General features: G+C 59.6%; 27 protein-coding genes. 13 read left to right on the top strand and 14 right to left on the bottom strand.

Annotated features, from left to right (window positions below; genetic code table 11):
• Positions 1–91: 91 nt before the first annotated feature.
• Entirely contained in the window at positions 92–397 is a 306-nt protein-coding gene (locus AC1DVE_RS07175) for a DMT family transporter (protein WP_223461612.1), read from the bottom strand.
• Positions 398–1,036, bottom strand: coding sequence for an FMN-dependent NADH-azoreductase (locus tag AC1DVE_RS07170; protein ID WP_223461610.1), 639 nt, complete (start codon positions 1,034–1,036; stop codon positions 398–400).
• A gap of 109 nt (positions 1,037–1,145) precedes the next feature.
• On the opposite strand from AC1DVE_RS07170, the gene AC1DVE_RS07165 reads away from it, so the two are divergent.
• On the top strand, positions 1,146–2,060 hold the full coding sequence (locus tag AC1DVE_RS07165; RefSeq protein WP_223461608.1) for a LysR substrate-binding domain-containing protein: 915 nt from the start codon (positions 1,146–1,148) through the stop codon (positions 2,058–2,060).
• 137 nt (positions 2,061–2,197) lie between these two features.
• Here AC1DVE_RS07165 and AC1DVE_RS07160 read toward each other — a convergent pair whose 3' ends face one another.
• Positions 2,198–4,273, bottom strand: coding sequence for an AsmA family protein (locus tag AC1DVE_RS07160; RefSeq protein ID WP_223461607.1), 2,076 nt, complete (start codon positions 4,271–4,273; stop codon positions 2,198–2,200).
• Between the two features lie 387 nt (positions 4,274–4,660).
• Here AC1DVE_RS07160 and AC1DVE_RS07155 point away from each other — a divergent pair, with 387 nt between their 5' ends.
• From AC1DVE_RS07155 to AC1DVE_RS07125, 7 genes are all read left to right on the top strand, one after another.
• On the top strand, positions 4,661–5,131 hold the full coding sequence (locus tag AC1DVE_RS07155) for a hypothetical protein (RefSeq protein ID WP_223461605.1): 471 nt from the start codon (positions 4,661–4,663) through the stop codon (positions 5,129–5,131).
• Between the two features lie 172 nt (positions 5,132–5,303).
• Positions 5,304–5,936 (top strand): TetR family transcriptional regulator, encoded by a 633-nt coding sequence (locus AC1DVE_RS07150; RefSeq protein ID WP_223461603.1) that lies wholly within the window; start codon positions 5,304–5,306, stop codon positions 5,934–5,936.
• 233 nt (positions 5,937–6,169) lie between these two features.
• Positions 6,170–6,670, top strand: coding sequence for an urease accessory protein UreE (ureE, locus tag AC1DVE_RS07145; protein WP_223461601.1), 501 nt, complete (start codon positions 6,170–6,172; stop codon positions 6,668–6,670).
• On the top strand, positions 6,667–7,341 hold the full coding sequence (locus AC1DVE_RS07140) for an urease accessory protein UreF (protein ID WP_223461600.1): 675 nt from the start codon (positions 6,667–6,669) through the stop codon (positions 7,339–7,341). Before ureE ends, AC1DVE_RS07140 begins: the two co-directional genes overlap by 4 nt.
• Positions 7,342–7,364: 23 nt before the next feature.
• Positions 7,365–7,979, top strand: a complete 615-nt coding sequence (gene ureG, locus AC1DVE_RS07135) for an urease accessory protein UreG (protein WP_046039876.1) — start codon at positions 7,365–7,367, stop codon at positions 7,977–7,979.
• 29 nt (positions 7,980–8,008) lie between these two features.
• A complete protein-coding gene (locus AC1DVE_RS07130; RefSeq protein WP_223461598.1) occupies positions 8,009–8,581 on the top strand; it encodes a HupE/UreJ family protein in 573 nt (190 codons plus the stop codon).
• Positions 8,582–8,796: 215 nt separating this feature from the next.
• On the top strand, positions 8,797–9,936 hold the full coding sequence (locus tag AC1DVE_RS07125) for an AGE family epimerase/isomerase (protein WP_223461596.1): 1,140 nt from the start codon (positions 8,797–8,799) through the stop codon (positions 9,934–9,936).
• 7 nt (positions 9,937–9,943) lie between these two features.
• On the opposite strand, the gene AC1DVE_RS07120 is transcribed toward AC1DVE_RS07125, so the two are convergent.
• From AC1DVE_RS07120 to amaB, 10 genes are all read right to left on the bottom strand, one after another.
• Entirely contained in the window at positions 9,944–10,849 is a 906-nt protein-coding gene (locus AC1DVE_RS07120) for a cation diffusion facilitator family transporter (RefSeq protein WP_223461594.1), read from the bottom strand.
• Positions 10,850–11,048: 199 nt separating this feature from the next.
• Positions 11,049–11,819 carry an SDR family oxidoreductase gene (locus tag AC1DVE_RS07115; RefSeq protein ID WP_223461592.1) on the bottom strand — a complete coding sequence of 257 codons (771 nt, stop codon included), beginning with the start codon at positions 11,817–11,819 and terminating at the stop codon, positions 11,049–11,051.
• Positions 11,820–12,116: 297 nt separating this feature from the next.
• A complete protein-coding gene (locus AC1DVE_RS07110) occupies positions 12,117–12,365 on the bottom strand; it encodes a hypothetical protein (protein WP_223461590.1) in 249 nt (82 codons plus the stop codon).
• A 293-nt stretch (positions 12,366–12,658) separates the two neighbouring features.
• Positions 12,659–13,375: an ABC transporter ATP-binding protein gene (locus tag AC1DVE_RS07105; RefSeq protein ID WP_223461588.1), complete on the bottom strand. Its 717-nt coding sequence runs from the start codon at positions 13,373–13,375 to the stop codon at positions 12,659–12,661.
• On the bottom strand, positions 13,372–14,247 hold the full coding sequence (locus tag AC1DVE_RS07100) for an ABC transporter ATP-binding protein (protein ID WP_223461586.1): 876 nt from the start codon (positions 14,245–14,247) through the stop codon (positions 13,372–13,374). The genes AC1DVE_RS07105 and AC1DVE_RS07100 overlap by 4 nt, the downstream gene beginning before the upstream one ends.
• Positions 14,244–15,542, bottom strand: coding sequence for a high-affinity branched-chain amino acid ABC transporter permease LivM (gene livM / locus AC1DVE_RS07095; protein ID WP_223461584.1), 1,299 nt, complete (start codon positions 15,540–15,542; stop codon positions 14,244–14,246). Before livM ends, AC1DVE_RS07100 begins: the two co-directional genes overlap by 4 nt.
• A 2-nt stretch (positions 15,543–15,544) precedes the next feature.
• Positions 15,545–16,459, bottom strand: a complete 915-nt coding sequence (locus AC1DVE_RS07090; protein WP_223461582.1) for an ABC transporter permease subunit — start codon at positions 16,457–16,459, stop codon at positions 15,545–15,547.
• Between the two features lie 191 nt (positions 16,460–16,650).
• The gene (locus AC1DVE_RS07085; RefSeq protein WP_108230419.1) at positions 16,651–17,784 is read right to left on the bottom strand and encodes a branched-chain amino acid ABC transporter substrate-binding protein; all 1,134 of its coding nucleotides are present in this window, start codon (positions 17,782–17,784) and stop codon (positions 16,651–16,653) included.
• A 380-nt stretch (positions 17,785–18,164) separates the two neighbouring features.
• Complete coding sequence (gene amaA / locus AC1DVE_RS07080) at positions 18,165–19,448, bottom strand: L-pipecolate oxidase (RefSeq protein WP_223461580.1); 1,284 nt, start codon at positions 19,446–19,448, stop codon at positions 18,165–18,167.
• A gap of 89 nt (positions 19,449–19,537) precedes the next feature.
• Positions 19,538–21,028 carry an L-piperidine-6-carboxylate dehydrogenase gene (amaB, locus tag AC1DVE_RS07075; protein ID WP_477783857.1) on the bottom strand — a complete coding sequence of 497 codons (1,491 nt, stop codon included), beginning with the start codon at positions 21,026–21,028 and terminating at the stop codon, positions 19,538–19,540.
• A gap of 175 nt (positions 21,029–21,203) precedes the next feature.
• Here amaB and AC1DVE_RS07070 point away from each other — a divergent pair, with 175 nt between their 5' ends.
• The 3 genes from AC1DVE_RS07070 (at position 21,204) to nadE (ending at position 24,452) form a co-directional block, all read left to right on the top strand.
• Positions 21,204–22,115 carry a LysR family transcriptional regulator gene (locus tag AC1DVE_RS07070; protein ID WP_223461577.1) on the top strand — a complete coding sequence of 304 codons (912 nt, stop codon included), beginning with the start codon at positions 21,204–21,206 and terminating at the stop codon, positions 22,113–22,115.
• 278 nt (positions 22,116–22,393) lie between these two features.
• Positions 22,394–23,620: a nicotinate phosphoribosyltransferase gene (gene pncB / locus AC1DVE_RS07065; protein ID WP_477783856.1), complete on the top strand. Its 1,227-nt coding sequence runs from the start codon at positions 22,394–22,396 to the stop codon at positions 23,618–23,620.
• Between the two features lie 4 nt (positions 23,621–23,624).
• A complete protein-coding gene (nadE, locus tag AC1DVE_RS07060) occupies positions 23,625–24,452 on the top strand; it encodes an ammonia-dependent NAD(+) synthetase (RefSeq protein ID WP_090452833.1) in 828 nt (275 codons plus the stop codon).
• A 129-nt stretch (positions 24,453–24,581) separates the two neighbouring features.
• Here the strand turns inward: nadE and azu are convergent, their stop codons facing one another.
• Positions 24,582–25,028 carry an azurin gene (gene azu, locus AC1DVE_RS07055; RefSeq protein ID WP_223461573.1) on the bottom strand — a complete coding sequence of 149 codons (447 nt, stop codon included), beginning with the start codon at positions 25,026–25,028 and terminating at the stop codon, positions 24,582–24,584.
• A 344-nt stretch (positions 25,029–25,372) separates the two neighbouring features.
• Here azu and AC1DVE_RS07050 point away from each other — a divergent pair, with 344 nt between their 5' ends.
• Together AC1DVE_RS07050 and AC1DVE_RS07045 are read left to right on the top strand one after the other, a co-directional pair.
• Positions 25,373–25,960, top strand: a complete 588-nt coding sequence (locus AC1DVE_RS07050) for an LOG family protein (protein WP_057397746.1) — start codon at positions 25,373–25,375, stop codon at positions 25,958–25,960.
• 68 nt (positions 25,961–26,028) lie between these two features.
• Positions 26,029–26,208, top strand: coding sequence for a hypothetical protein (locus AC1DVE_RS07045; protein WP_007973286.1), 180 nt, complete (start codon positions 26,029–26,031; stop codon positions 26,206–26,208).
• Positions 26,209–26,264: the final 56 nt, after the last annotated feature.

The following is a 26,264-nucleotide window of genomic DNA, read 5'->3' as shown; positions in this document are numbered from 1 at the left end:
GGTCGGGCGGTGACGCAAGGCGGGATGCGAGACATCCGCCAAGCATCACCAGCGAAGATGACAACTCGACGACAAGTCTATGTCATCCGCCCTACTTCAACCCGACCACGCCCGCCACGATCAGGCCGACCGAGACCAGCTTGATCACGCTCAGGCTTTCACCCAGCAGCGCGAAACCGAGAAACACCGTGCCCAGCGAACCGATGGCGGTCCAGATCGGGTACGCGATGCTCACCGGCAACTCGCGCATGGCCAGGGTCAGGAAGTAGATCCCGCCCACAGCGGCCACCACGGTGATCAGCGAAGGCCAGGGCCGGGTAAAGCCCTCGGCATACTTCATGCCCATGGCGAAGGTGACTTCGAACCCGGCGGCGACCAGCAGAAACAGCCAGGCCATCTAGAACTCCCCGGCCAGCGCCAACAAGCGCTGCTCAGCCTCGGCGGCAGAGATCTCAAAGCTGCGCTCGGCGGACTCTTCGCCCTCGGCAGCTACCACGGTGATGTCCGTGATGCCGATGAATCCGAGCACTGTACGCAGTAGCGTGTCGGCATGGTTCATGGCTTCCAGCTCGCCGCCCGGGCCAAAACCGAAGCCGCCACGGCTGGTGATGATCAGGGCTTTTTTGCCCTGCACCAAGGGTTGGTACTGGGCCACGCCATTGTCCAGGGTGTGATCGAAGGTCACCCCCACCCGCACGATCTGATCGATCCAGGCCTTGAGGCCGCTGGGTACGCTGAAGTTGTGCATCGGCGTGGATATCAGCAACACATCGTGGCCAAGCAGCTCGCCGACCAGTTCGTCGCTGAACGCCAGATCGGCCTGCATCGACAGCGGCCGAGCGGCAGGCTCGGGGTAAAACGCGGCGGCCACGAATGCCTCGTTGACCGGCGGTATCAGCGCTCGCCCGACTTCGCGTCGGGTCAACTGTGAGTGTGGATGACGGGCCTGCCAGGCCGACAGAAACACTTCGGCCAAACGCCGGGAGTGCGAACGGTCACCACGGGGGCTGGCGTGAACAGCAAGAATTCTACTCATCTGTCTCTCCTCAGGGCTAAACTCAAACGGCTTGTGGCTTGCAGCTTGAAGCTCACAGCTGCTCTTATTCAAATGAGCAGAAATCAGTCTGGATGAATCCATTTCATCCATGGAGTGTTCAATGTTTGCCTCGTTGCCGTTGACCGCCCTGCGGGCCTTTGAATCCGCCTCACGCCTGTTGAGCTTCAAGGCCGCCGCCGAAGAACTGTCCGTCACCCCGACGGCGGTGTCCCACCAGATCCGCTCCCTGGAGAGCTGGCTCGGCGTGCCGTTGTTCGAGCGCCTGCCACGCCAGGTACGCCTGACCGAATGCGGCGAACGGCTGTTCCAGAGCCTGCACGGGGCGTTCCTTGAAGTGGCGCAAAGTGTCGACACCCTGCGCCCGCAACGCAGCGGCGCCAGCCTGACGGTCTCCACCACCGCTGCCTTTGCCGCGCTGTGGCTGGTGCCACGGCTGGGACGCTTCTACGCCGGGCACCCGAACATCAACGTGCGCCTCGATACCCACTGCGAAGTCATCGATCTGCATCAGGACGCCAGTGTCGATCTGGTGCTGCGCTACAGCCTCGACGATTACCCCAACCTGTACGGGTTGTGCCTGTTTGATGAGTCCTTCGGTGTCTACGGTTCGCCCGAACAAGTGGCCCTGGCATCGAGTCGCACCCCCACACTGATCAGCGTGCGTTGGCACAACTCCAAACTCTATGCCCACGGCTGGGAAGCCTGGTGCGCACAGTCAGGCGAAACCTGGCTGAGCGGCCGGCCCGCCGTGCGCGAATACGACGAAGAGCATTACGCCCTGCAAGCCGCGATTGCCGGGCAAGGCCTGGTGTTGGCAAGTAATATTCTGGTGTCGGAAAGCGTGGCCAGTGGTCTGTTGTTGCCGTACCGGGAGGAAATCCAGGTCGATGGCGCCGGCTACAGCGCCCTGTGCGTGCCGGGACGCGAACGTCATCCACCGGTTCGGGCGTTTTTTGCATGGCTGCGTGAAGAGGCATTGGCGTCGGGACATGCTTTGGCATAAGCAACCAAATGCAGTGCCTGCAAAACCGCCATCGCGAGCAGGCTCGCTCCCACATTAGTCCTGCATGCACAGATCCCCTGTGGGAGCGAGCCTGCTCCGGGCGGCGCTCCGACGATGGGGCCCTTATAGACACCCGATTATTTGGCTGGCTTGACGGTGACAGGCGCCTTGCCCGCTTTCATCTGCTCCAGCAACGGCGCGCACTGGTTCGTCTCGCCGCCGCTTGGCGCCACCAGCGCCAGCAACCCGGCCGCCGGGGCGGCGATCACGCCCAGCGCCACCATCCCCGCTCCACGCAACATCAACGGCACGGCCTTGACCCCGGCATCGGGCTTGATGAACTTGCCGCGCACATACAGCGGCGAGCGTAATGAAATCAGGCGCCAGCCCTTGGATTCCGGGGTGATGGTCAGGTCCAGTTGTTCGGTCGCCATGTTCGCCGTGCCATCGATGTAAACAATGGCGTTCTCGGTGTCGAACACAAACAGGCGGGTACTCGCCAGGCCGGACTGGATGCCAAAGTCGGCGGCGGCGCAGTTGATCTTCACTTCCTTGTCGCCAAAGATCTTGCCAACCACGTAGTTGCCGACGTTCAGGCCCGCCAGCTCCATCAGTTCGCGACTGATGGCGCCATCGTTGATCAGCATTTTCAGATTGCCATTGGCGCTGCCCAGCAGTTTGGCCACCGAATTACCGCGCCCGCTGAGATCAGCGTCGCCATTGAGTTCGCCGAAACTGGTTTTCATCGGTTCAAAGCCGGGGAACAACTGCTTGAGCTTGAAGCCTCGCGCCGAGAGTCTGGCCTGGCCTTCCAGTGGATCGGTGTGGCCGTTCAGGCGAATCTGCGCATCCAGCTTGCCGCCAGCCACGCCGAAGCGCAGCGGCTCGAGGCTGAGCACGCCATCGGTGAGCACCAGATGGGTATAGAGGTCGTTGAACGGCAGTTTTTCGCTGTGCGCGATGCGCTTGCCGGTGAACTCGACATCGGCGTCCATATCGCGCCAGCGATCGGTCTTGAACTCTTCGACCGGCAGCACTTTGTCCGCCGGTTGTTTGCTGTCTCCGCCGCGGGCCTTCTGTTCGGCATTGGAGTCGGCACCGATCAGCGGTGCCAGGTCAGCGAACAGCAATTGATTAGACAACAGCGAGCCGCTGAGTTTTGGCCGTGGCTGGCTGGCCACGTAAGTCAGATTGCCGTGGATGTCGCTTTCGCCGATCTTGCCGTTGAACTCTTCATAGCGGAACACCGCGCCACCCGCCTCGTGCAACTTGGCGATCAGATGGCCGTCGGTGGCATAGGGTGGCGTGTCCGGCAGGATCACGCCGGTCAGCGGGTAGAGATTGCCCAGGCTGGTGCCGGCCAATTTCAGGCGCAGGTCCAGGGCGCCGAGATTCAGCGGATCGGTCAGGGTGCCGGCCAGTTCAACGCTGGAGTCGGCGATCTTCACCTGTGCCTGAAGCGGAAACGGCCGCGCCGCGTCCTGCAGCGCCAACAGCCCGCCAATCTTGCCCAGGCCCGCGAGTTTCTGTCCGTGGTACTCACCGTTGACCTTGAGCGCGAACGCATAATCCTGGGGGGAAGAGCCCTTTTCCTGCGCGGCTTTCGCCGCTTTGTCGCCGACGATATCGCTGAACGGAACCGGTTTGCCCAATGGATCGATCAGCACGTCGAGTTGAGTCTTCAGGTTCTGGTCGTCGAGGGTGACGTGGCCCTTGTCGAAGCCGATCGCACCGATATCCACCACCCAACTGGAAGGCTCGGCGTTCGGATCTTCAGGGTCGAACTTGAACGTCCAGTTGGCACGCCCGTCAGCCAGGCGTTGCAGCTGGGCATTCGGCTCGGTGAGATCAATACGCGGAATCACCACCCGCTGCGCCAGCAACGCCAGGGGTGAAATACGCAGCTCCACCCGCTTGAGGGTGGCCATCTGCGGTTGTTTCGACCAGTCGGGATTGCCCAGGCTCAAGTCTTCGGCCACCACATGGGGCCACGGCACCCAGGCGCGCCAGCCGCTTTCATCGGGCTCGGGCTGCCAGACCACCGACAGATTGCCGTTGATGGCGAAAGCGCGGTGCAGCTCTTCGGAAACTTTGGCGTTGAGCGGCGGTTTGATCCGGTTCCAGTCGAAGAACACGATGATCAGCACCAGTACCGTCAACAAGGTAAGAAAAGTGGAAAGGGTCCAGACAAACGTTTTTTGAGTGCGCGTCATTGCACAGGGCTCCTGATACGACTGAGCGCCCCGACTGCGACGCACATGTGAAACGGTGAGCCGCAAGCGACCCGCCATGAAATCTACGACTGATAAAAAACCGGCAGGTTTAATCGATAGCCCGATTTCGCCGAATCCATCCAGTCCAATACTGACCAGCCAGTCGACCGGCGTTACCGGACCTGCACTTTTGCACGCTAAAGGTGGGTCGAAAATACCCACTTCGGTGCAAGACTGCTCGCCGGAAACGCCCGGTCTAGAGCTTCCGCAGCAAACAATCAATTCCGTTGATTATTACCATTGCGTTTATGAACTTTCATATCGACTTATCGAGAGTAGCATTGCTCTCGTACCCACTTATTCGCACCCCCAAGGAGCAAAACAATCATGAAACGCCAACTACTGCTCAGCCTTACACTCTCGATGCTGGCCAGCACTGCTTTTGCCCTGCCAGCGGCTGACCAGGCCACTCCACAAGTGAAACAGAACCACTCGGTGTTCAGCCAGACCGTCGCCGCCGATGGCGCCGACCGTACCCCACAAGGCCAAACCCTTGCCGAAGGTGGTAATGATCGCCTGAAAGAAAAAGGCCTGATCACTCAGGATGGCTCGGACCGCACCCCACAAGGCCAGACCCTCGCCGCAGATGGTTCCGATCGTACTCCACAAGGCCAAACCCTCGCTGCTGATGGCTCCGAGCGTACTCCACAAGGTCAAACCCTGGCTGCTGATGGTGCCGACCGTACTCCACAAGGCCAAACCCTCGCTGCCGACGGTTCGGATCGCACTCCACAAGGTCAAACCTTTGCTGAAGGCGGTGGTGACCGTGTAATCGAACGCAACAGCGCCGTGAGCTAAGCCCCATGGCGGCCCTGAAAAAAAGCCCAATCCCCGGATTGGGCTTTTGACTTTTCAGCGGTCCGCTTGATAGATGCCGCACTTCCCCGCTTGATCCCCCCACAGTCGTTCGACGCCGGCAAAGCCGATTTGCTAGAGTGCGCCGCGTCCCTGTCCAGAAAACGCCCTTGCGATGCTGCCCCGCGCCGAACAGAAACAACAAACCCGTAACGCCCTGATGGACGCTGCCCGGCGCCTGATGGATGGCGGCCGAGGATTCGGCAGCCTGAGCCTGCGCGAAGTCGCGAAAAACGCCGGGATCGTACCGACCGGTTTCTACCGCCATTTTGCCGACATGGATGAATTGGGCCTGGTACTGGTCAGCGAAGTCGGCCAAACATTCCGCGAAACCATTCGCCTGGTACGACACAACGAATTCGTGATGGGCGGCATCATCGATGCCTCGGTGCGCATTTTTCTCGATGTGGTCAGCGCCAACCGTTCACAGTTCCTGTTTCTCGCCCGTGAGCAATACGGCGGTTCGCTACCGGTGCGCCAGGCCATCGGCCGTTTGCGTGAAGACATCAGCTCGGACCTGGCGGCGGATTTGTCACTGATGCCGAAACTGCAGCATCTGAACATCGCCGGCCTGAGCGTCATGGCGGACCTGATCGTCAAAAGCGTGTTCGCCACCCTGCCAGACATCATTGATCCACCAGCCGACGCCTTGCCTGAGCACCTGACGCCCCAGGCGAAAATAACCCAGCAACTGCGGTTTATCTTTATCGGCCTCAAACATTGGCAAGGACTTGGCAGCACCGAGTAATGCCCTCGTTTCAGACTGCCCCCGAACCCTGTGGGAGCGAACCTGCTCGCTCCCACACTGAACCGTGCCGCTTCAACTTGGTGCGCAACTCAAAAACAACGCACCAACTTCAACCAAAAAACTCACTCCATCGACACCAGTCCCACGTCTCTTTCAGCCATTTCCTACGCATCATGTCGATTGGCAAGCCCCTTGCTCTAGCCTGAGCATTGTCCATTGCTGGAAGCCTTCCGATGCTGGTGATCCATCGCAGAATCGACCCTCAACCCGTTTGGGCCGCCGAACTGCACCTGACGTTCGAAGCCCGCAGCAAAAGCCGATTGCGCTGTTTCAGTGCCGAAGGCGAAGACGTCGGGTTATTTTTGGAGCGCGGCCAGCCGCCATTACATGATGGCGAATGCCTGCAAGCCGAAGACGGGCGAATCGTGCGGGTCTGCGCCCGCCCCGAACAATTGCTGCACGTCACCTGCGCCAATGCCTTCGAACTGACCCGCGCGGCCTATCACCTGGGCAACCGCCATGTCGCCCTGCAAGTCGGCGACGGCTGGTTGCGCCTGCTCGACGATTACGTGCTCAAGGCCATGCTCGAACAACTCGGTGCCGTTGCCTCGAACATCGAAGCGCCGTTCCAGCCGGAACATGGCGCATACGGCGGTGGCCATCACCACTCGCGCCACGGTGATGCAGCCTTCAACTACGCGCCGAAACTGCACCAGTTCGGCATACGCACATGAACCCGGCTTGGGCGCTGTTGCGTCTGGCCAGCCCGCAACTGCCGATTGGCGGCTACAGCTACTCCCAAGGGCTGGAAATGGCTGTGGATAACGGCCGCGTTCACGACCCCGACAGCGCCCGGCGCTGGATCAGCGATCAGTTGCTTTTGAATCTGGCTCGCTTCGAAGCGCCGTTGTTGCTCGCCCATTGCGTGGCCGCCAGCGAGGAAAACTGGGACGAATTGCTGCAGAGCTGCGAAGAGCATCGCGCCAGTCGCGAAACCCGCGAGTTGCATCAGGAGAGCCGGCAGATGGGCTACTCGTTGCAGCAATTGCTCAATGGCTTGCCGGAACTCGACGCGCCGGCCCGTGCCTTCCTCGAACAACGCCGCGAGCCACATCTGGCCCTGGGTTGGGCCTTGGCCGCGCGCGCCTGGCAGATCAGCCCGCAGGACGCCTTGGCCGCGTGGCTCTGGAGCTGGCTGGAAAACCAGTTGGCAGTGCTGATGAAAACCCTGCCCCTGGGCCAGCAGGCCGCCCAGCGCCTGACCAGCGAACTGCTGCCGCTGCTTCAACAAGCTCAACAGAACGCCACTCAAATCGATCCCGATCATTACGGCAGCGCCGCTTTCGGCCTGTCCCTGGCGTGTATGGCCCACGAGCGCCAGTACAGCCGTCTGTTCCGTTCCTAGGGCCTGTTATTTTGGAGAATCACATGAACACACAACCCCTGCGTGTCGGCATCGGCGGCCCGGTGGGCTCCGGCAAAACCGCCCTGACCCTGGCCCTGTGCCTGGCCCTGCGCGAGCGCTACAACCTGGCCGTCGTGACCAACGACATCTACACCCGCGAAGACGCCGATTTTCTGGTGCGCAATGAAGCCTTGGCGCCGGAACGCATCATCGGCGTGGAAACCGGTGGCTGCCCGCACACGGCCATCCGCGAAGACGCCTCGATCAACCTCGAAGCCGTGGATCAACTCAATCGCCGTTTTCCGGGGCTGGACCTGATTCTCGTGGAGTCCGGGGGCGACAACCTCTCCGCGACCTTCAGCCCGGAACTGTCCGACCTGACGATCTACGTGATCGACGTCTCGGCCGGCGACAAGCTGCCGCGCAAGGGCGGGCCGGGGATCTGCAAATCCGACCTGCTGGTGATCAACAAGATCGACCTCGCGCCGCTGGTCGGAGCCTCGCTGGAGATGATGAACAGCGACACCCAGCGCATGCGCAACGGCAAGCCGTTTGTGTTCAGCAATCAGAAAACCGGCCTGGGTCTGGAAGAGATCATCGCCTTCATCGAGCGCCAGGGTTTGCTGACCGCTGCCTGATCACGACTTATCAACAAGGAAGCTTATCCATGACACTCAAACGCATTCTCGGCGCCCTGGTCCTGCTGCTGGCCCCGGCCCTCGCCTTCGCCCATCCGGGACATGGCGACAACGGCTTGATCGCCGGTATCAGCCATCCGCTTGGCGGTCTCGATCACTTGCTGGCGATGCTGGCGGTCGGTCTTTGGGCAGCGCAGCAACAAGGTGCTGCACGCTGGGCGCTGCCGTGCACCTTTGTCGGCACCCTGTTGATTGGCGGGCTGTTGGGTTTTGAAGGATTGAACCTGCAGGCACTGGAGAGCGGGATTGCTGCGTCGGTGCTCGCATTGGGCCTGGCAGTGGCGTTGGCGGTGCGCCCACCGTTGAGCATGGCGGTTGGTGCGACTGCGTTGTTTGCGCTGTTCCATGGCGTTGCGCATGGTCTTGAGTTGCCGGACATGTCGAGTCCCTGGACCTACGCCGCAGGCTTTGTCGTCGCGACGGCGGTGTTGCACGCGGCGGGTTATGCACTGGTGCGGGTGTTGCCGCAGGCGGCGGCGCCATTGGTGCGATTGGCGGGTGCGGCCTCGGCAGCGACCGGGGTGTGGTTGCTGGCGGGCTGATTCCTCAGCGCCTGACCTGACCTCTTCGCGGGCAAGCCCGTTCCCACAGGTTTTTGTAGTGTGGTTACGATCGCATGTACACCGCGGGTCCCTGTGGGAGTGGGCTTGCTCCGGGCGGCGTTCCGACGAAGGCGGCCTGACAGACACAGCCTCTCTCAGGTCAGCCTCTCTGCTAACATGTCGCGCAATCGCCCCTGCCGTGACGACGCCAGCCAATGCCGCCTGTTTCCCGCTCCGCCTCTCAGCCTGAATTGACCGCCCTGTTCGCCTCGGTGCAACAGCACTTCCTGAACGTCATCGTGCCACTCTGGCAAGGTCCGGGCTGGAACGCCGACATGGCGTTGCCCTACGAGGCGCTGGATGCCGAACACCAACCGCTGCCACCGCAACGCTACCGGGCCATGGCCTGTGCGCGGCAGTTGTATCTGTTTGCCAGCCTGATCGGTCAGGTGCCGGGCGCCGAAGAGCGTGCCGCCGCGTTGTTTCGCTCGTTGCAGCGGCACTTCCACGATGCCGAGCACGGTGGCTGGTTCTACAGCGTCGATGCACAAGGTGCGCCGCTGGATCAGCGCAAGGACCTCTATACCCACGCCTTCATCCTGTTCGCCTGCGCCCATTACTGGGACAAAGTCCGCGAGCCACTGGTGGAGTCGGTACTCAACGCCTCGCTGGAAGTGATTGTGCAGCGATTCGCCACGGACGACGGTCTGTACGAAGCCACGCTTGAGCGTGACTGGTCGTTGCTGGACAGCGGCCCTTTGCAAAATCCGCTGATGCACCTGGCCGAAGCATTCCTCGCCACCCTGTCGGTGCGTGAAGACCTCGACGTGCAACAGGCACTCGTCGAGTTATGCACAGCCATGCACGCGCGCTTCATCGATCCGCAGCAAAACGTGTTGATGGAAAAGCCGCTGGGATCTGTGGATAACTGGTTTGAACCGGGGCATCAGTTCGAGTGGTATTTCCTGCTGGAATCCTCGGCGCTGTTACGCAATTCGACACTGCATGCCGATCTGGAGCGGGCCTTCGCCTTTACCGAGCAAGTGGGCGTCGATCAGCAGACTGGCGCCGTGCGGGCGATGCTCGACTTCGCAGCGGATCACGGCGTCCGGGACGCCACGCAGCGTATCTGGGCCCAGGCCGAGTACCTGCGCGCATTGACGCTGCGTCCGGACAGCCAGGCCGTCGTGCTGCGCCAATTGCAAGCATTGCAGCAGCGCTCGCTGCACGCGGGAGGCTGGTTTGAATGCCGTGACGAGCACGGTGAAGTCAGCCGCCGCGACATGCCGTCGACCACGCCCTATCACCTGGCGACCTGTTATCGCGGCTTGGCGGAATATCTCGCCACAAGGTGAAATCCAATCACTCAGTCCACTTGCGATCCCCGGTAAAGCTGATGGTCAGCCATCGCGCGGCATCCGGCTTACCGAGCTTCGCGGAAATTTCCTCGCGCAAACTGTCCAGTTGCCCCACACCGTCCAGCCAGTAATCCTTCGGCAATACGATGTGAATCTCGATAAAACAGGCCCTGCCGTGTTTCTGCACGTAGGAAATGTAATCGTCAAAACCATGCTCGACCTTCGCCACCTCCATCACCTGACGCACCTTGTCGTCCAGTTGATTCGGGACGATCCCCAGCACATCGCGCAATGCCGGTCCGAGGATTTTGAACGCAGGAGGAAGCATGCCCAAGGCCAGCAGGATCAGGATCATCGGGTCGACATACACCGCCCACTTGTCGTAACCCTGAGTCTTGAGCAGCAGCGCGATGAGGAAACTCACCAGCAGTCCCGCCGACAGCATCGCATCCACCAGCCAACTGATGTTGTCGAACTGGATCAGCGATGACTTGAGTGTGCGATTGCGATGGCGGACGTAGAAGAAGTAAATCAGTTCAACGACGGTGAACACCGCCGCGTAGAGGATCACCAGACCGAGCTCGACCTCGCGGCCACCACTGATGATGCCAAACACACCGTTGAGAAAGGCATAAATGGCAACCAGGAACAGGAAGCTGCCTTCGATCACCAGCACCATGGGTTCCAGGTGCCAGTAACCGAACTGGAAGCGCTGATTGCTTTCCTTGGCGATCAGCCTGGCGGTGATCAGCATCAGGACCTTGATGAAGGCCGCAACTAACGAAAAGAAGCCATCGAACAGGATGGATTGGGCGCCCGAAACAAAACCGGTGATGATCCCGGCGAATGTCACGGCGAGCATCAGGAAGGTCGATTGTTTGAGCAGCGACTGCTCGCCTCGATTACTCACTTGATCTCCTCTAAAACCTCTAGACCGCCGGGTGTGGCGGGTTGCTTGAGGGAGGAGTCTAGCTGATGTCCTGATTTATCCGTTCCGGCCCCTTCGCGAGCAAGCCCGCTCCCACAGTGATTCAGGGTGCACACAAGTTGTGTAGACGACACAAAATCCTGTGGGAGCGGGCTTGCTCGCGAAGAACGATGACTCGGTATTAAGCCTTGCCACCACTGCGATCAATAGTAAACCCGGCCCAGGTCTGGCTCACCGGCATCAGCTCCAGGCTGTTGATGTTGATGTGCGCCGGCGCATTGAGCACCCAGAAGATTGTTTCGGCGATGTCCTGCGGCTGAATCGGCTCGGCGCCGGCGTAAGTGGCGTTGTAGCGCTCCTGGTCACCGGCAAAACGCACCAGCGAGAACTCGCTCTCGCACAGGCCCGGTTCGATGTTGCTGACCCGTACCCCCGTGCCTTGCAGGTCGCAGCGCAGGTTCACGGAGAACTGTTTGACGAATGCCTTGGTCGCGCCATACACATGGCTGCCCGGGTACGGATAGTTACCGGCGATGGACCCCAGGTTGACGATACCAGCACCACGACCATGGGCAATCAGGCGTGGCAACAGCAGACGGGTGCTGTACATCAGGCCTTTGACGTTGGTATCGACCATGGTGTCCCAGTCGTCCAGGTCGCACTTGGGCGCCGGATCAACCCCCAGGGCCAGCCCGGCGTTGTTGATCAACCCGCGCAGTTTGGCAAAGGATGGCGGCAGATTGGCAATCGCCTCCTCCATGGCCTTGCGATCACGCACATCGAGCACCAGGCCATGGACTTCGGTCTGCTTCGACAGCTCGGCGCACAACGCATTGAGGCGCTCTTCACGACGGCCAGTCAGCACCAGTTTCCAGCCGGCCTCGGCAAAACGACGGGCACAGGCTTCACCAAAACCGGAGGTCGCGCCGGTAATAAACAGGGTGTTGGACATCGTGTTCTCCTTGCTTCGGCTGATCGCCAGCCATTGGAATAGAAAATCAGCAGGCAGCATGCCCGGCCTTGTTCACAGCGGCAACCACCGTTCAATCTGTTCAAAAAACGCTCAATTCCGGCAAGCCCTTGACCAGCGCGGCCTACAGCCATGTGCGCGCACGTTATCCACAGGCCGGTCCACAGTCTCTGGGGGCAAGTGGAAAAGCTGCAAGCCGCTATCCACAAGGCTTTGCGCGAGGTTTTGAAACTTTTTTGCTTGACCCTCAACCACCTGCTGTGTAGCCCTTGGCCATTTTCATGACTGACGGGTCAAACCGGCGATGGCGCCAGGCCAGTAACCACGGCCTTCAGCCGAGTCTTTCCAGAGTTTAATCACAGACTTATCCACAGGCTTTTCCACGCCGATTTCACGCACTTGCGCCCCGAACAAAAAGGTTGACAAAGCGGCCCGCAAGCTGCGCAAAAACACCTGATCAAAAAACAACCATACCTCTGCAGACCACGGTTTAAAAGGCCTCCAGCCAGCTACTCCCACGTTATTCACAGCCGGTTCCACAGCAAACGGGGACAAGTCAAAACCGTGACAAAACAACTATTTGCAGCGGCTTTATGTCGCGCTTTGCGAGCTTGGGAATATTGTTTTCCACAATTTCCCAGAGGCATGCCAAAACCCTGTCGGAGCGGGCTTGCTCGCGAAAGCGGTGGATCTGTCCTGATGATGTTGAATTTGACGCCGTCTTCGCGGGCAAGCCCGCTCCCACAGGGATTAGTGGGGCATTGGAGATGTAAAAAAGCCCCGGCGATTGCGCGCCGGGGCTTGTGCATAACAAAGCAGACTCAGTGCCCGCCGAGATAGGCGTTACGCACATCCTCGTTGACCAACAACTCCTTGCCGGTGCCGGTCATGCGGATTTCGCCGTTGACCATCACGTACGCCCGGTCCGACAACCGCAGGGCGTGGTTGGCGTTCTGTTCCACCAGGAAGATGGTCATGCCGGTCTTGGCCAGTTCCCGCAGGGTGGCGAAGATCTGCTTCACCACGATCGGCGCCAGGCCCAGGCTCGGCTCGTCCAGCAGCAACAACTTGGGCCGGCTCATCAGGGCACGGGCGATGGCGAGCATTTGCTGTTCGCCACCGGACATGGTCATCGCCCGCTGGGTACGCCGCTCTTCGAGCCGTGGGAACAGCTCGAACATGCGCTGCATGTCCTCCTTGGCGTACTTGTCACCGATAGGGATGGTGCCCATCAGCAGGTTCTCCTCGACGGTCATGTCGGGGAACACCCGCCGCCCTTCCGGCGATTGCGCGATGCCGTTGGAGGCGATGTAGTGGGACGACTTGTGGGTGATGTCCACACCCTGATAAAAGATCTGCCCGTCCGCCGCCCGTGGCTGACCGAAAATCGACATCAACAGGGTCGATTTTCCGGCGCCGTTGGAGCCGATCAGGCTGACAGTTTCACCTTCGTTGATGTGCAGCGAGACTTTCTTCAGGGCCTGGATCGGCCCGTAAAACACGTCCAGTTCCTTGAGTTCGAGGATGGGCTTGGTCATACCACTTCCTCTTCATCGGCGCCCAGGTAGGCCGCAATCACTTTCGGGTCGTTGCGGATCGCTTCAGGGCCACCCTCGGCGATCACGTTGCCGTGGTCCAGCACCACGATGTGGTCGGAAATGCTCATTACCATGCCCATGTCGTGTTCAATCAGCACCACGGTAATATCGTGGTCGTCGCGCAGATGTCGAATCATCGCGCTGAGCGCCTCGGTTTCCTGCGGGTTGAGGCCCGCAGCCGGTTCGTCCAGGCAGATGATCTTGGGCCGGGTGCACATGGCCCGGGCGATTTCCAGGCGGCGCTGCTGGCCGTAGGAAAGCTCGCCGGCCAGACGGTTGGCGCAGTCCACCAGATCGACCACCTCCAGCCAGTAGAACGCATGGTCCAGGGCATCGCTTTCGGCCTTGCGGTAACCTTTGGTGTTGAGAATGCCGGACACCAGATTGCGGTTAACCCACATGTGCTGGGCCACCAGCAGGTTCTCGATCACCGACATTTCCCTGAACAGGCGAATGTTCTGGAAGGTTCGCGCCAGGCCGGCACGGTTGATCAGGTGCGTGCCACCGAACATCTTGTAGTGAAGCCGGCTGAAGAAGCTCTTCGGCGAAACAAAATCGGTCGCCTTGAACGGTTCCCCGAGCATTTTGATGACGTTGGTTTTTACACCACGGGTGTCAAGTTCAATGTGCCCGCCGGTGGCCTTGTAGAAGCCGGTCAGGCAGTTGAACACCGTAGTCTTGCCCGCACCGTTGGGGCCGATCAACGCGAAAATCGAGTTACGTTTGACTTTCAGGCTGACGTCGCTCAGGGCTTTGATGCCGCCGAAATGCATCATCAGGTTCTCGACCTTTAGAACGATTTCTTCGCTCATGGCGCGGCCCTCTCAGTCAAGGCACCTTTACGCGGAGTTACACCGGTCCGGCTGATCCGAATCAGGCCGCGCGGTTTCCAGATCATCATCAGTACCATGAGGATGCCGAACAGCAATACGCGGTATTCCGCGAAGCTGCGCAGCAGTTCCGGGGCGACAGTCAGCACGAACGCCGCGATCACCACGCCGACCGTCGAACCCATGCCGCCGAGCACAACGATGGCGAGGATCAAGGCCGACTCGAAGAACGAGAACGAGGTCGGGTTGACGAAGCCTTGATAGCTGGCGAAAAACACACCGGCCAGACCGGCAGTGGAAGCACCCAGGGTAAAGGCCGACAGTTTGACCAGTACGTGATTGAGGCCCATGGCGCGGCAGGCAATTTCATCTTCGCGCAAGGCCTCCCAGGCACGCCCGACCGGCATGCGCGTCAGGCGATGCTTGATGTACAGCACCAGCATCACCACGAGGAACAACACGCCATAGATGAGCATGAACTTGACGTTCGGGTTGTATTCAGTCCCGAAGAATTGATGGAAGGGTATCCCGCCATCTTTCGCCACACGCCCGAACTCGATACCGAAAACCGACGGTGATGGCACCGGCATGCCGTTAGGCCCGCCCGTGAAGGACAGCCAGTTGGTCAGTATCAGGCGAATGATTTCACCGAAGCCCAGGGTCACGATGGCCAGGTAGTCGCCATGCATGCGTAATACGGGAAAGCCGAGTATGCATCCTGCCATCGCTGCCATGAGTGCCGACAGCGGCAACATGGTCCAGAAACCCAGGCCAAGGTAGTGATAACCCAGTGCCAGGCCATAGGCACCGATGGCATAAAATGCCACGTAACCCAGGTCGAGCAAACCTGCCAGACCGACCACGATGTTCAGGCCAAGGCCCAGCAACACGTAGATCAATCCCAGGATCACCACCGTCAGCAGGTACTTGTCGGCGAAAATCGGAAACACCATAGCGATCACGATCAAACCCGGAATGATCAAGCGCAGCCGCGACTTGTAATCAGGTGGTAGCACATGCACGCCTGAGCCGATGACTTCGAAGCTTTGCTGAACCTTCACGCCCTTGGCGGTCTGCAAAAACAGACTGAGGACAAAACGCCCGACCATCACCGCCCCGACCATCCAGGCCACACGCGTCGGCTGCAGGTTGTAGCTATAACCTTCAAGTACTACGCCCACGATCGGGCCGAAGACAATCAGGGCAATCAACCCGGCCAGAACCGTGTCGACGAGGCTTTTTTTGACATCGATAGTGTTTTTATTAGCGTCGGACATACTTATACCTTCGCCACAAGTGGGCGACCCAGCAGGCCTTGAGGACGGAAAATCAGGATCAGTACCAGCAGCGAGAAGCTGAAGACGTCCTTGTAGTCAGAGTTGATCACGCCGGAAAACAGCGACTCGGATACGCCGAGAATGATCCCGCCGAGCATGGCGCCAGGCAGCGAACCAATCCCGCCGAGCACCGCAGCGGTGAAGGCCTTTATGCCGATCACGAAGCCTGCGTAGAAGTCGAAGGTGCCGTAGTTCACCGTGATCAAGACACCGGCCAGCGCAGCCATGGCGGCACCGATGATGAACACGTAGGAGATCACCCGGTCGGTGTTAATCCCGAGGATCGAGGCCATCTTGCGGTCTTGTTGGGTCGCACGACACATGCGCCCCAACTTGGTGTATTTGATGATGTAGGTCAGCAGGGCCATTCCGATAAACGCTGCGACCAGAATAAAGATCTTGGTGAATGTAATCTGCACAAACCCGGTACCGATTTCGAATCTCAGCCCACCACTCAGCAGCGTAGGAATACCCTGTTGCCGTGAGCCCTGAGCAATCTGTGCGTAGTTCTGCAGGATCAGAGAAACGCCGATAGCACTGATCAGCGGTGCCAGTCGGGTGGAGTTGCGCAGCGGTTTGTAAGCGATGCGCTCGATGACCCAGCCATACACACCGGTCACGAAGACAGTGAACAGCAGGGTACCGAGGATCAACAACGGAAAGGATTCGACACCGAAGTAGGACAGCAGAGCCAGGCTGATCGCCGCGAGGTACGCGGAAATCATATAAACCTCGCCGTGGGCGAAGTTGATCATGCCAATGATGCCGTAGACCATTGTGTAGCCGATGGCGATCAGGCCGTAGACCGATCCGAGAGTCAGACCGTTGATTACTTGTTGCAGGAAAATACCGTCCATCTTGCACTCTCACTAACTTGAGAGGCCACCGCGAACCCGGTGTCGATGAGCCCTTATGAGGCTCATCTGCCCAGGTTCACGTGGCTCAGAAGAAAAATACCGGGTCGGCACGATTGCAGAACCCATGACCCAAGCCAGGCCTGCGCCCCACGATTCATGTCGAGAGACCCAGGCTTGGCAATGCGCTTATCTCACTTCTGTTTATCCAGCTGGTGGTATTTGCCTGCAGCATCCCACTGGTAAACCACGTAGTCGGAGACTTTCAGGTCGCCCTTGCCGTCCCACTCCTTCTTGCCCATCACGGTTTCCACCGGATGCTCTTTCAGCCATTTGCTGGCGTCTTCACCTTTGTTCGACTTGGCACCGTTGAAGCCGGCAGCCAGGGCTTGTACCGTGGCGTAGGCATACAGGGTGTAGCCTTCTGGCTCGTAACCGGACTTGCGGAAGGTTTCTACAACAACCTTGCTGTCTGGAATCAGACGCGGGTCAGCGCCAAAGGTCATGTACACGCCGTCGACGAACGGAGCACCACCGGCAGTCGTCACCATTTCGTCAGTCACGATGCCGTCATCGGACATGAACTTGACGTCTTTCAGACCTTGCTCGCGCAGTTGGTGGACCAATGGGCCGGCTTCCGGGTGCAGGCCGCCGAAGTAAAGAACATCAGCCCCTACCGAGCGGACTTTGGTGATCAAGGCGCTGAAATCTTTCTCGCCACGGGTCAGGCCTTCTTCAAGAACCGGTTTCACGCCACGGGCGGTCAACTGCTTGGCAGTCGCGTCCGCCAGGCCTTTACCGTAGGTGTCTTTATCGTTGATGACGGCAACTTTCTTGCCTTTCAGGACGTCGACGATGTAGTTACCCGCAACGATACCTTGCTGGTCATCGCGCCCGCACAAACGCAACATGGCAGGCAGGCCGCGCTCGGTGACCGCCGGGTTGGTAGAACCTGGAGTAATTGCGATGATGCCTGCGTCAGCGTAGACCTCAGAAGCCGGGATGGTCGACGACGAGCAGAAGTGCCCGACAACGCCGATAACCTTGTCCTGCACCATTTTGTTCGCGACAGCTACAGCCTGTTTCGGTTCGCAGGCGTCATCGCCCTGAACCAGTACAATTTTTTCGCCGTTGATGCCGCCCTTGGCGTTGATTGCATCCGCCGCAGCTTGCGCGCCTTTCATGTATTGCAAGCCGAAGGAAGCGTTGGCACCGGTCATCGGACCCGCCACACCAATTTTGACATCCGCCTGAACAAACGAAGAAACACCCAATGCAGTAGCAACTGCGAGTGCCAGAAAACCTTTCCTGTAAAACGTCTGCGACATGTGATGGTGCTCCTGAGGTTTTTTTAGTTAGCACAGCTACTTCAGCGGAAGCTTTGATTCAGCTACAAGCGCAGAGCAAGTGGCGTGCCATCGGTTTTTTATTCTGAAAAAAGTCGCTGCTTTCTTGTTATTTCGACTGTTTCGGGCCCATTTTCATTGGGCGTGCAACCGTCTAAACCGCGGAAGGTAAAACCATTATTTTTTTGAGGCGCAACCCGCCTGCGCCATCATTGCAACCGCGGCTTTAAACGACGTGCAACCAGCCTGTAACAACGTGCGTCACCGAAGTGCACACTGCTGGTGCGAGACTGCTACAACCCGCACCACTACAGGCTAGCTGCAGATCGAAAAAGCGCCGCTTCCACTGCAAAAATCAACCTTCAGATCACGATCCGCAGGCACTGGCCTGCGTGATACAGCGAGAATCCCGCCTCATACAGACAGCTGCGCAACCCCACCCCGGTCAGTGGCTGCATGGGCGCGAAAGGAATCGGTAGTGCTTGAGGATTTCCGTTACACAGGTAATCGGCAAAGGCCTTGCCGACCACCGTTCCCGTGGTCACGCCCCGGCCGTTGTAGCCGGTGACTGCCACTAAACCGGGCGCGGGTTCGAACAGACGCATCAAATGATCGGGGGTAAACGCGATGCAACCGGTCCAGGTGCACTCCCATTCCACCGGTTTCAGGTAAGGGAAGTAATGTTGCTGCACGCGATCGGCCCAGGCCTTGAGAAACCAGGCCGGTTTCTGATTGCCATTACCCAGACTGCCAAGCAGCAACCTTCCGTTTTTATCCCGACGGATGCTGCTCAGGACCTGGCGGGTGTCCCAGGAACCCTGGCCACCGGGCAGAATTTGTTGTGCGGCCTCTTCGGTCAGCGGCACCGATGCCACCTGATAGTAATAACCGGGAAAAAAATTGCGCCGCAGTTCCGTCCAGTCGCCCTCGGTGTAGGCATTGGAGGCAATCACCACTTTCTCGGCCATGACCGAGCCCTGGGCGGTTTGCACAGACCAGCGTTGGCCCTGACGCTCAAGTCGGGTAACCGGGGAGTGATCGAATAATTGACCGCCCAGGCCGATGGCCGCTTTGGCCAGCCCCGTGGTATAGGCCATCGGGTTGAGCGTGCCGGCGCGGCGATCGAGCAGCGCGGCGGCGATCTTTTTCGTGCCGGTGGCTTGTTCGCAAGCTTGCCCGGTGAGCAGCTCTACTGGCGCACCGCGACGTTTCCATTGTTCTTCACGACTGCGCAGATCGGCTTCGCCGCGGGCGTTGTGTGCCATGTGCAGCGTGCCTTCGCGACGCAACTGGCAATCGATGTTGTACTTGTCCACAAGGCTGAACACCAGGGATGGCGCCGCCCCCAGCATGCGGTTGAGCTGGCTGCCGACCTCCTTGCCGAACCCGGCTTCGATCTCGTCCGGGGGAATCCACATCCCGGCATTGACCAGCCCGACGTTGCGCCCCGAACCACCGTGGCCGGCGCGATGGGCTTCCAGCACACAAACGCTCTTGCCCTGCTCCAGCAGATGCACCGCCGCCGACAAACCGGTAAAACCGGCGCCGATGACGCAGACATCCACCGTGACCTCACCCTTGAGGGCCGAATTGTCCGGCCTTTGCGGCGTCAGTTTTTCCCACAGACACTCTTCGCGTAACGGCATTGCAAGCTCCTGTCGGAGCAGCTACAAGCCACAAGCTACAAGCCGCAAGCCAGTTTGCTTGAAGCTTGAAGCTTGTAGCTTGAAGCTGCTTAATCGAACGTAATACCCTGCGCCAACGGCAACTCCAGCGAATAGTTCACGGTGTTGGTCTGGCGGCGCATGTAGCCGCGCCATGCATCGGAGCCGGATTCGCGACCGCCGCCGGTTTCTTTCTCGCCGCCGAACGCACCGCCGATTTCCGCGCCGCTCGGGCCGATGTTGACGTTGGCGATGCCGCAGTCGCTGCCCACCGCCGACATGAACTGCTCGGCTTCACGCACGTCGGTGGTGAAGATGCACGAGGACAGGCCTTGTGGCACGGCGTTGTTCAGGCGCAGGGCTTCCTGGAAATCGCTGTAACCGACCACGTACAGGATCGGAGCGAAGGTTTCATGGCAGACCACATCGCTCTGCTCCGGCATTTCGACGATGGCCGGCGACACGTAGTAGGCATTCGGGAACTTGTCTTGCAGCTGACGCTCACCGCCAAACACCCGGCCGCCTTCGCTCAAGGCCTGTTCCAGCGCGTCCTGCATGTTGTCGAAGCTTTGCTTGTCGATCAGCGGGCCGACCAGGTTGCCTTCCAGCGGATGGCCGATACGTACTTTCGAGTACGCGGCTTTCAGGCGGGTGACGATTTCTTCTTTCACCGACTCATGGGCGATCAGGCGACGCAGGGTGGTGCAGCGCTGACCGGCAGTGCCGACGGCGCTGAACAGGATCGCGCGAACGGCCATGTCGAGGTCGGCGCTTGGGCCGAGGATCATCGCGTTGTTGCCGCCCAGCTCGAGAATGCTGCGGGCGAAACGTGCGGCGATTTTCGGCGCCACTTCACGGCCCATGCGGGTGCTGCCGGTGGCGCTGACCAGCGCGACACGCGGATCATCGACCAGGGCTTCGCCGGCATCGCGACCGCCAATGATCACCTGGCTCAAGTGCGGTGGCGCATCGCTGAAGTTCTTCAGCACGCGATCGAACAACGCATGGCAAGCCAGTGCGGTCAGTGGAGTCTTTTCCGACGGTTTCCAGATCACCGGGTTGCCGCAGACCAGCGCCAGCGTGGCGTTCCAGGCCCAGACCGCGACCGGGAAGTTGAATGCGCTGATCACCCCGACGACGCCCAGCGGATGCCAGGTTTCGCGCATGTGGTGGCCAGGACGCTCGGAGGCGATGGTCAAACCGTACAGCTGGCGCGACAGGCCGACGGCGAAGTCGCAGATGTCGATCATTTCCTGAACTTCACCCAGGCCTTCCTGGGTGATCTTGCCGGCTTCCCAGGACACCAGTTCGCCGAGGTCAGCCTTGTATTCACGCAGGATGTCACCCAGTTGCCGCACCAGCTCGCCACGGCGCGGTGCCGGAACCTTGCGCCACAGTTCGAACGCATGATCTGCGCGACTGATGTGCTGCTCGACTTCAGCAGCGCCTTCCCAGTTCACGGCGGCGATCCTGCTGCCATCGATCGGCGAATGCACCGGCACTTTGCCGTTCTGGTACAGGGCCGGGTTCACACCTAGACGATCAAGCAATGCGGCAACCATGGGTCACTCCTCAAGCAAAAGACAGAACACGTACAGCCGGAAATTCACGGCTGATCAGACCTGTAGTTTTAGCTGCCCGGAGGTTACTCAACAAACGACCATTAAGAGAGATATCATTCCGTTTATTCATGCTGTGCATTGCTGGCAATAAAGCGACAAGAACCAAGGACCGCCCATGCTGAATAAACGCTACTTGCCATCGATCGCTGCGTTGCAGTGCTTCGAGGCCGTCACCCGGCACTTGAGCTTCACCCGGGCCGCCGAAGAGTTGAACCTGACCCAAAGCGCCGTGAGCAAGCAGGTCGCGCAACTCGAAGAGCTGTTGCAGCACCTGCTGTTTCGCCGGGTGCGCCGACGCCTGCAGATGACCCCGGCCGGCGATCTGTACCTGGTTGAGGTGCGAAAAATCCTCACCCAGGTCGAGATGTCGACCCATTACCTGCGTTCCTACGGTGGCGAAACAGAAGTACTACGCGTCTCGACACCGCCGACCTTCGGCGCACGCTGGCTGGTACCGCGCTTGAAAGGCTGGCGCCTGCGGCACCCGTCGATCCACCTGGACCTGTGCAGCGAGCAGGAAGCCGACGATCTGCTGCAAGGTCGCAGCGACCTGGCGTTCTACTTCGGCCAGGGCTCACGGCCGGGCACCGAATGCCTGAAGCTGTTCGGCGAAGAGCTGGTGCCGGTGTGTGCCCCGGGCAGCCTGCCGGACACGCCGTTTACCGATCCGACGCAACTGACTGACCTGGTCCTGCTGCAAAACGCTTCCCGCCCCCAGGCCTGGCATGACTGGTTCGACCATCAGGGCTACCACACCGAGCACAGTTACCACGGCCCTCGCTTCGAAACCTTTTATATGTGCATCCGCGCCGCCCAGGTCGGTTGCGGCGTGGCGTTGCTGCCCCGCTTTCTGGTGGAAGAAGAACTGGCCGACGGCAAGCTGGTCATTCCCTGGCAGCATGCAATGCCCAGCACCGACGCCTATTACCTTGCGTACCCGGAGCATTCGGCGGAAGTGCCTAAGGTGCGGAACTTTGTGAAGTGGATGCTGGAGCAGATAGATAGCCCGGAGGCGGTGCAGCACTAACGTCTTGCACTTTCCCTGTGGCGAGGGGGCTTGTCGGAACGCCGCACCGCCCCGTTGGGTTGCGTAGCAGCCCCAAAATTTGCAACTCCGTAGCTAGAGCTATTGCGACTGCTGCGCAGCCGAACGGGGCGATGCGGCGTTCCGACAAGCCCCTTCGCCACAAAAGCTCACACCTGCAGGGATCTGCTGCGGTCTAAAAAATTGCTGGCAATACCTGCCGCTGATATGCGCCACTAGCGCCATTGTTCAATACCGCTGCAACGCTGGAGATTCCCGTTATGAGCGAGAGTGTGTTTGCCGATCGCATCGTGCAGAACCTGCTCGACACCGACTTCTACAAACTGACGATGATGCAGGCGGTGCTGCACAACTACCCGAACGTCGAAGTCGAATGGGAGTTTCGTTGCCGTAACAGCGAGGACTTGCGCCCGTACCTGGCGGAAATCCGCTTCCAGATCGAGCGCCTGGCCGAGTTGAGCCTGAGCGCCGACCAGTTGAGCTTTCTGGAGCGCATCAGCTTCCTGAAGCCGGACTTCCTGCGTTTTCTCGGGTTGTTTCGCTTCAACCTGCGCTACATCCACACCGGCCTCGAAAACGGTGAGCTGTTTATCCGCCTGCGGGGCCCCTGGCTGCATGTGATCCTGTTCGAAGTGCCGCTGCTGGCCCTGGTCAGCGAGGTGCGCAACCGCTATCGCTACCGCGAAGTCGTACTGGAGCAGGCCCGCGAGCAGCTCTACCGCAAGTTCGACTGGCTGAGCGCCAATGCCAGCAGCGATGAATTGTCCGAATTGCAGGTGGCCGATTTCGGCACGCGCCGTCGTTTCTCGTATCGCGTGCAGGAAGAAGTGGTGAATGTGCTCAAGCACGATTTCCCCGGACGCTTCGTCGGCACCAGCAACGTGCACCTGTCCCGGGAGCTGGACATGAAACCCCTGGGTACCATGGCCCACGAATGGATCATGGCGCACCAGCAACTCGGCCCGCGGCTGATCGACAGCCAGATCGCCGCACTCGATTGCTGGGTCCGTGAATACCGTGGACTGCTGGGGATTGCCCTGACCGACTGCATCACCATGGATGCCTTCCTCGGCGATTTCGATCTGTTTTTCGCCAAGCTTTTCGACGGTTTGCGCCACGATTCAGGTGATCCGGTACTGTGGGCGGAAAAAGCCATCGCCCACTATCACAAGCTCGGCATCGACCCGATGAGCAAGACGCTGACCTTCTCCGACAGCCTGACCCTGCCCAGAACCCTGGAGATATTCCGGGCGCTGCGCGGTCGGATCAATGTCAGCTTCGGTATCGGCACCAACCTGACCTGTGATATTCCGGGTGTCGAACCGATGAGCATCGTGCTTAAAATGACCGCCTGCAACGGCCAGCCGGTGGCGAAGATCTCCGACGAGCCAGGCAAGACGCACTGTAAAGACCCGAATTTCGTCGCTTACTTGCGACACGTTTTCCAGGTTCCTGCCGCCCTTTCAAGTACATCAAGCAAGGAGTGAATTCATGCAAGCCGTACAGCGTGAGATTGCTGAACAGCTCAAGGTCCAGCCACCATTCGCCGACGAGGCCGCCCTTGAGGCCGAAGTCGCCCGGCGGGTGACCTTCATTCAGGATTGCCTGGTCAACTCCGGGCTCAAGACCCTGGTACTGGGCATCAGTGGCGGGGTCGACTCCCTGACCGCCGGCCTGCTGGCCCAACGGGCCGTCCGTGAACTGCGCCAGCGCAGCGGTGATGCCGCCTACAAATTCATCGCCGTGCGCCTGCCCTACGAAACCCAGTTCGATGAGCACGACGCCCAGGCTTCGGTGGATTTCATCAAGCCGGACGAGCGCCACACCGTGAACATCGGCCCGGCGGTCAAGTCCCTGGCCAATGAAGTGGCGGCCTTCGAAGGCAAACATGCGGTGTCGGTGGATTTCGTTCTCGGCAACACCAAGGCGCGCATGCGCATGGTCGCCCAGTACACCATCGCCGGTGCGGCCCATGGCCTGGTGATCGGCACCGATCACGCGGCGGAAGCGGTGATGGGTTTCTTCACCAAGTTCGGTGACGGCGCCTGCGACCTGGCGCCACTGAGTGGCCTGGTGAAAAACCAGGTCCGCGCCATCGCCCGCAGCTTCGGCGCGCCGGAGTCGCTGGTGGAGAAAGTCCCAACCGCCGACCTCGAAGACCTATCGCCCGGCAAACCGGACGAAGCCTCCCACGGCGTGACCTACGCCGAGATCGACGCCTTCCTGCACGGCAATCCGGTGCGTGAAGAGGCGTTCAAGATCATTGTTGATACGTACAACAAGACGCATCACAAGCGAGTGATGCCGTTCGCGCCTTGAGGCGTAAGTGAATGAAAAAGCCCGCTGAGGAGTGATCCTCAGCGGGCTTTTCTTTGGCCATTAGATTCATTGATGCTGATGGCCCCTTCGCGAGCATGCTCGCGAAGAACGATGACGCGGTGTGCCTGATTACTTGAGGGTCACGGTGCCTTTCATCATCGAGATGTGGCCCGGGAACGAGCAGAAGAAACCGTATTTTTCAGCCGCATCCAGCTTGGACACATCGAAAGTCACCGAATCGGTTTCCTTGGCGCCGATGACCTTGGTGTGGGCGATCACGCGGGCGTCGCCTTCTTTCAGGTAGTTCTTGTCGATACCGGCGCTCAGTCCGTCGGTGGCGATCGGCTGCATGTCGGCTTCTTTACTCAGCACCCAGTTATGGCCCATGACGTTCTTCGGCAAGCTGCCGGAGTGCTTGAGTTCCACGGTAAACGTCTTGCAGCTCTTGTCGATTTCAATGGCCTTCGTGTCGAAAGACATCTGGTCGGTGGAGTCGACGGTGACTTTGCACTCTGCAGCCATCAATTGGCTGCTGGCCAGTGTCAACAGGGATACCGCAACAAGTTTGGCAAACATGGTGAATCTCCAAGGCAGGGTTAACGAAATCGCGAATGAACAGAAGACTGCCTGAAAACTTCGCAAGTTCATATGACTTGAATCAAAAATTGTATACAACTTTCGGACTATGACGCTGATGCAAATTATCTACCGGCCAAGTGTCTGGCCCGGGCCTATCATCAGGCCGTCCCCCTTCAAATGGAACGTCTGTCATGTCGATCAACAGCCTGTTGTGCAGTTTGCTGGCCGCCTACGCCTGCGGCGCCAGCGGTACGTACGAAACACCAGAACACAAAGTCTAGCCCTTGGAGTGCCGTGCGCCTGCCTTTACTCTGTGGCCCTGATCGACCATGGAGCAAGGCATGTCTTTAACATCCGTTTGTGTATTTTGTGGTGCCAGCACCGGCACCAACCCGGCTTACCGCGAAGCAGCCGTGGCCCTTGGCCGGGCGTTGGCCGAGCGCAAGCTGACCCTGGTGTATGGCGGTGGCGCCGTGGGCCTGATGGGCATCGTCGCTGATGCGGCCCTGGCGGCCGGCGGTGAAGTGATCGGCATCATCCCGCAAAGCCTCAAGGACAAGGAGATCGGCCACAGCGGCTTGACTCGCCTGGAAGTCGTCGATGGCATGCACGCGCGCAAGGCGCGGATGGCCGAGCTCAGCGATGCCTTTATCGCGCTGCCCGGTGGCCTTGGCACCCTCGAAGAACTGTTCGAAGTCTGGACCTGGGGCCAGCTCGGTTACCACGGCAAACCGCTGGGTTTGCTGGAAGTGAACGGTTTCTACAGCAAATTGACGTCTTTTCTCGATCATATCGTCGGCGAAGGCTTCGTTCGCGGGCAGCACCGTGACATGCTGCAAGTGAGCGAATCGCCGCAAACCCTGCTCGATGCTCTGGATGCCTGGCAACCGTCCATAGCGCCAAAATGGGCCGAGCAAAAACCCAGCTAACGGCTTGGCACCGATACAGGGCAGAATATGCGCCGCTCAACCTCACCTTCGACCCCAGAGGATCGCCCATGGCCAAACCTAATTATTCCTTCGCCAAACGTCAGAGAGACTTGGCCAAGGAGCAGAAGAAAGAGGAAAAGCTTCAGCGCAAGAAAGCTACAGCTGAAGAAGCGGCACTGAACCCTGAGGGTGAAGTAGCGGCAGAAGACGATGTTGATGCACCGAAAGACTCGGCGCCCGACGCCTGAGAACCTCCGGGCCGGTTGATCTGATCAGGCCCACCGGATCTGTGTAAAGGGTTGGC

The organism is Pseudomonas sp. P4_B4 (assembly GCF_056402255.1).
The sequence above is the reverse complement of the archived record's forward strand: the minus strand, read 5'-3'. Positions and strand labels throughout refer to the sequence as shown.

Bases quoted from the DNA above. Each gene is read 5' to 3' on its own strand.
- AC1DVE_RS07175 (WP_223461612.1), bottom strand. From the start codon at position 397: ATGGCCTGGCTGTTTCTGCTGGTCGCCGCCGGGTTCGAAGTCACCTTC.
- AC1DVE_RS07170 (WP_223461610.1), bottom strand. From the start codon at position 1,036: ATGAGTAGAATTCTTGCTGTTCACGCCAGCCCCCGTGGTGACCGTTCG.
- AC1DVE_RS07165 (WP_223461608.1), top strand. From the start codon at position 1,146: ATGGAGTGTTCAATGTTTGCCTCGTTGCCGTTGACCGCCCTGCGGGCC.
- AC1DVE_RS07160 (WP_223461607.1), bottom strand. From the start codon at position 4,273: ATGACGCGCACTCAAAAAACGTTTGTCTGGACCCTTTCCACTTTTCTT.
- AC1DVE_RS07155 (WP_223461605.1), top strand. From the start codon at position 4,661: ATGAAACGCCAACTACTGCTCAGCCTTACACTCTCGATGCTGGCCAGC.
- AC1DVE_RS07150 (WP_223461603.1), top strand. From the start codon at position 5,304: ATGCTGCCCCGCGCCGAACAGAAACAACAAACCCGTAACGCCCTGATG.
- ureE (WP_223461601.1), top strand. From the start codon at position 6,170: ATGCTGGTGATCCATCGCAGAATCGACCCTCAACCCGTTTGGGCCGCC.
- AC1DVE_RS07140 (WP_223461600.1), top strand. From the start codon at position 6,667: ATGAACCCGGCTTGGGCGCTGTTGCGTCTGGCCAGCCCGCAACTGCCG.
- ureG (WP_046039876.1), top strand. From the start codon at position 7,365: ATGAACACACAACCCCTGCGTGTCGGCATCGGCGGCCCGGTGGGCTCC.
- AC1DVE_RS07130 (WP_223461598.1), top strand. From the start codon at position 8,009: ATGACACTCAAACGCATTCTCGGCGCCCTGGTCCTGCTGCTGGCCCCG.
- AC1DVE_RS07125 (WP_223461596.1), top strand. From the start codon at position 8,797: ATGCCGCCTGTTTCCCGCTCCGCCTCTCAGCCTGAATTGACCGCCCTG.
- AC1DVE_RS07115 (WP_223461592.1), bottom strand. From the start codon at position 11,819: ATGTCCAACACCCTGTTTATTACCGGCGCGACCTCCGGTTTTGGTGAA.
- AC1DVE_RS07105 (WP_223461588.1), bottom strand. From the start codon at position 13,375: ATGACCAAGCCCATCCTCGAACTCAAGGAACTGGACGTGTTTTACGGG.
- AC1DVE_RS07100 (WP_223461586.1), bottom strand. From the start codon at position 14,247: ATGAGCGAAGAAATCGTTCTAAAGGTCGAGAACCTGATGATGCATTTC.
- livM (WP_223461584.1), bottom strand. From the start codon at position 15,542: ATGTCCGACGCTAATAAAAACACTATCGATGTCAAAAAAAGCCTCGTC.
- AC1DVE_RS07090 (WP_223461582.1), bottom strand. From the start codon at position 16,459: ATGGACGGTATTTTCCTGCAACAAGTAATCAACGGTCTGACTCTCGGA.
- AC1DVE_RS07085 (WP_108230419.1), bottom strand. From the start codon at position 17,784: ATGTCGCAGACGTTTTACAGGAAAGGTTTTCTGGCACTCGCAGTTGCT.
- amaA (WP_223461580.1), bottom strand. From the start codon at position 19,448: ATGCCGTTACGCGAAGAGTGTCTGTGGGAAAAACTGACGCCGCAAAGG.
- amaB (WP_477783857.1), bottom strand. From the start codon at position 21,028: ATGGTTGCCGCATTGCTTGATCGTCTAGGTGTGAACCCGGCCCTGTAC.
- AC1DVE_RS07070 (WP_223461577.1), top strand. From the start codon at position 21,204: ATGCTGAATAAACGCTACTTGCCATCGATCGCTGCGTTGCAGTGCTTC.
- pncB (WP_477783856.1), top strand. From the start codon at position 22,394: ATGAGCGAGAGTGTGTTTGCCGATCGCATCGTGCAGAACCTGCTCGAC.
- nadE (WP_090452833.1), top strand. From the start codon at position 23,625: ATGCAAGCCGTACAGCGTGAGATTGCTGAACAGCTCAAGGTCCAGCCA.
- azu (WP_223461573.1), bottom strand. From the start codon at position 25,028: ATGTTTGCCAAACTTGTTGCGGTATCCCTGTTGACACTGGCCAGCAGC.
- AC1DVE_RS07050 (WP_057397746.1), top strand. From the start codon at position 25,373: ATGTCTTTAACATCCGTTTGTGTATTTTGTGGTGCCAGCACCGGCACC.
- AC1DVE_RS07045 (WP_007973286.1), top strand. From the start codon at position 26,029: ATGGCCAAACCTAATTATTCCTTCGCCAAACGTCAGAGAGACTTGGCC.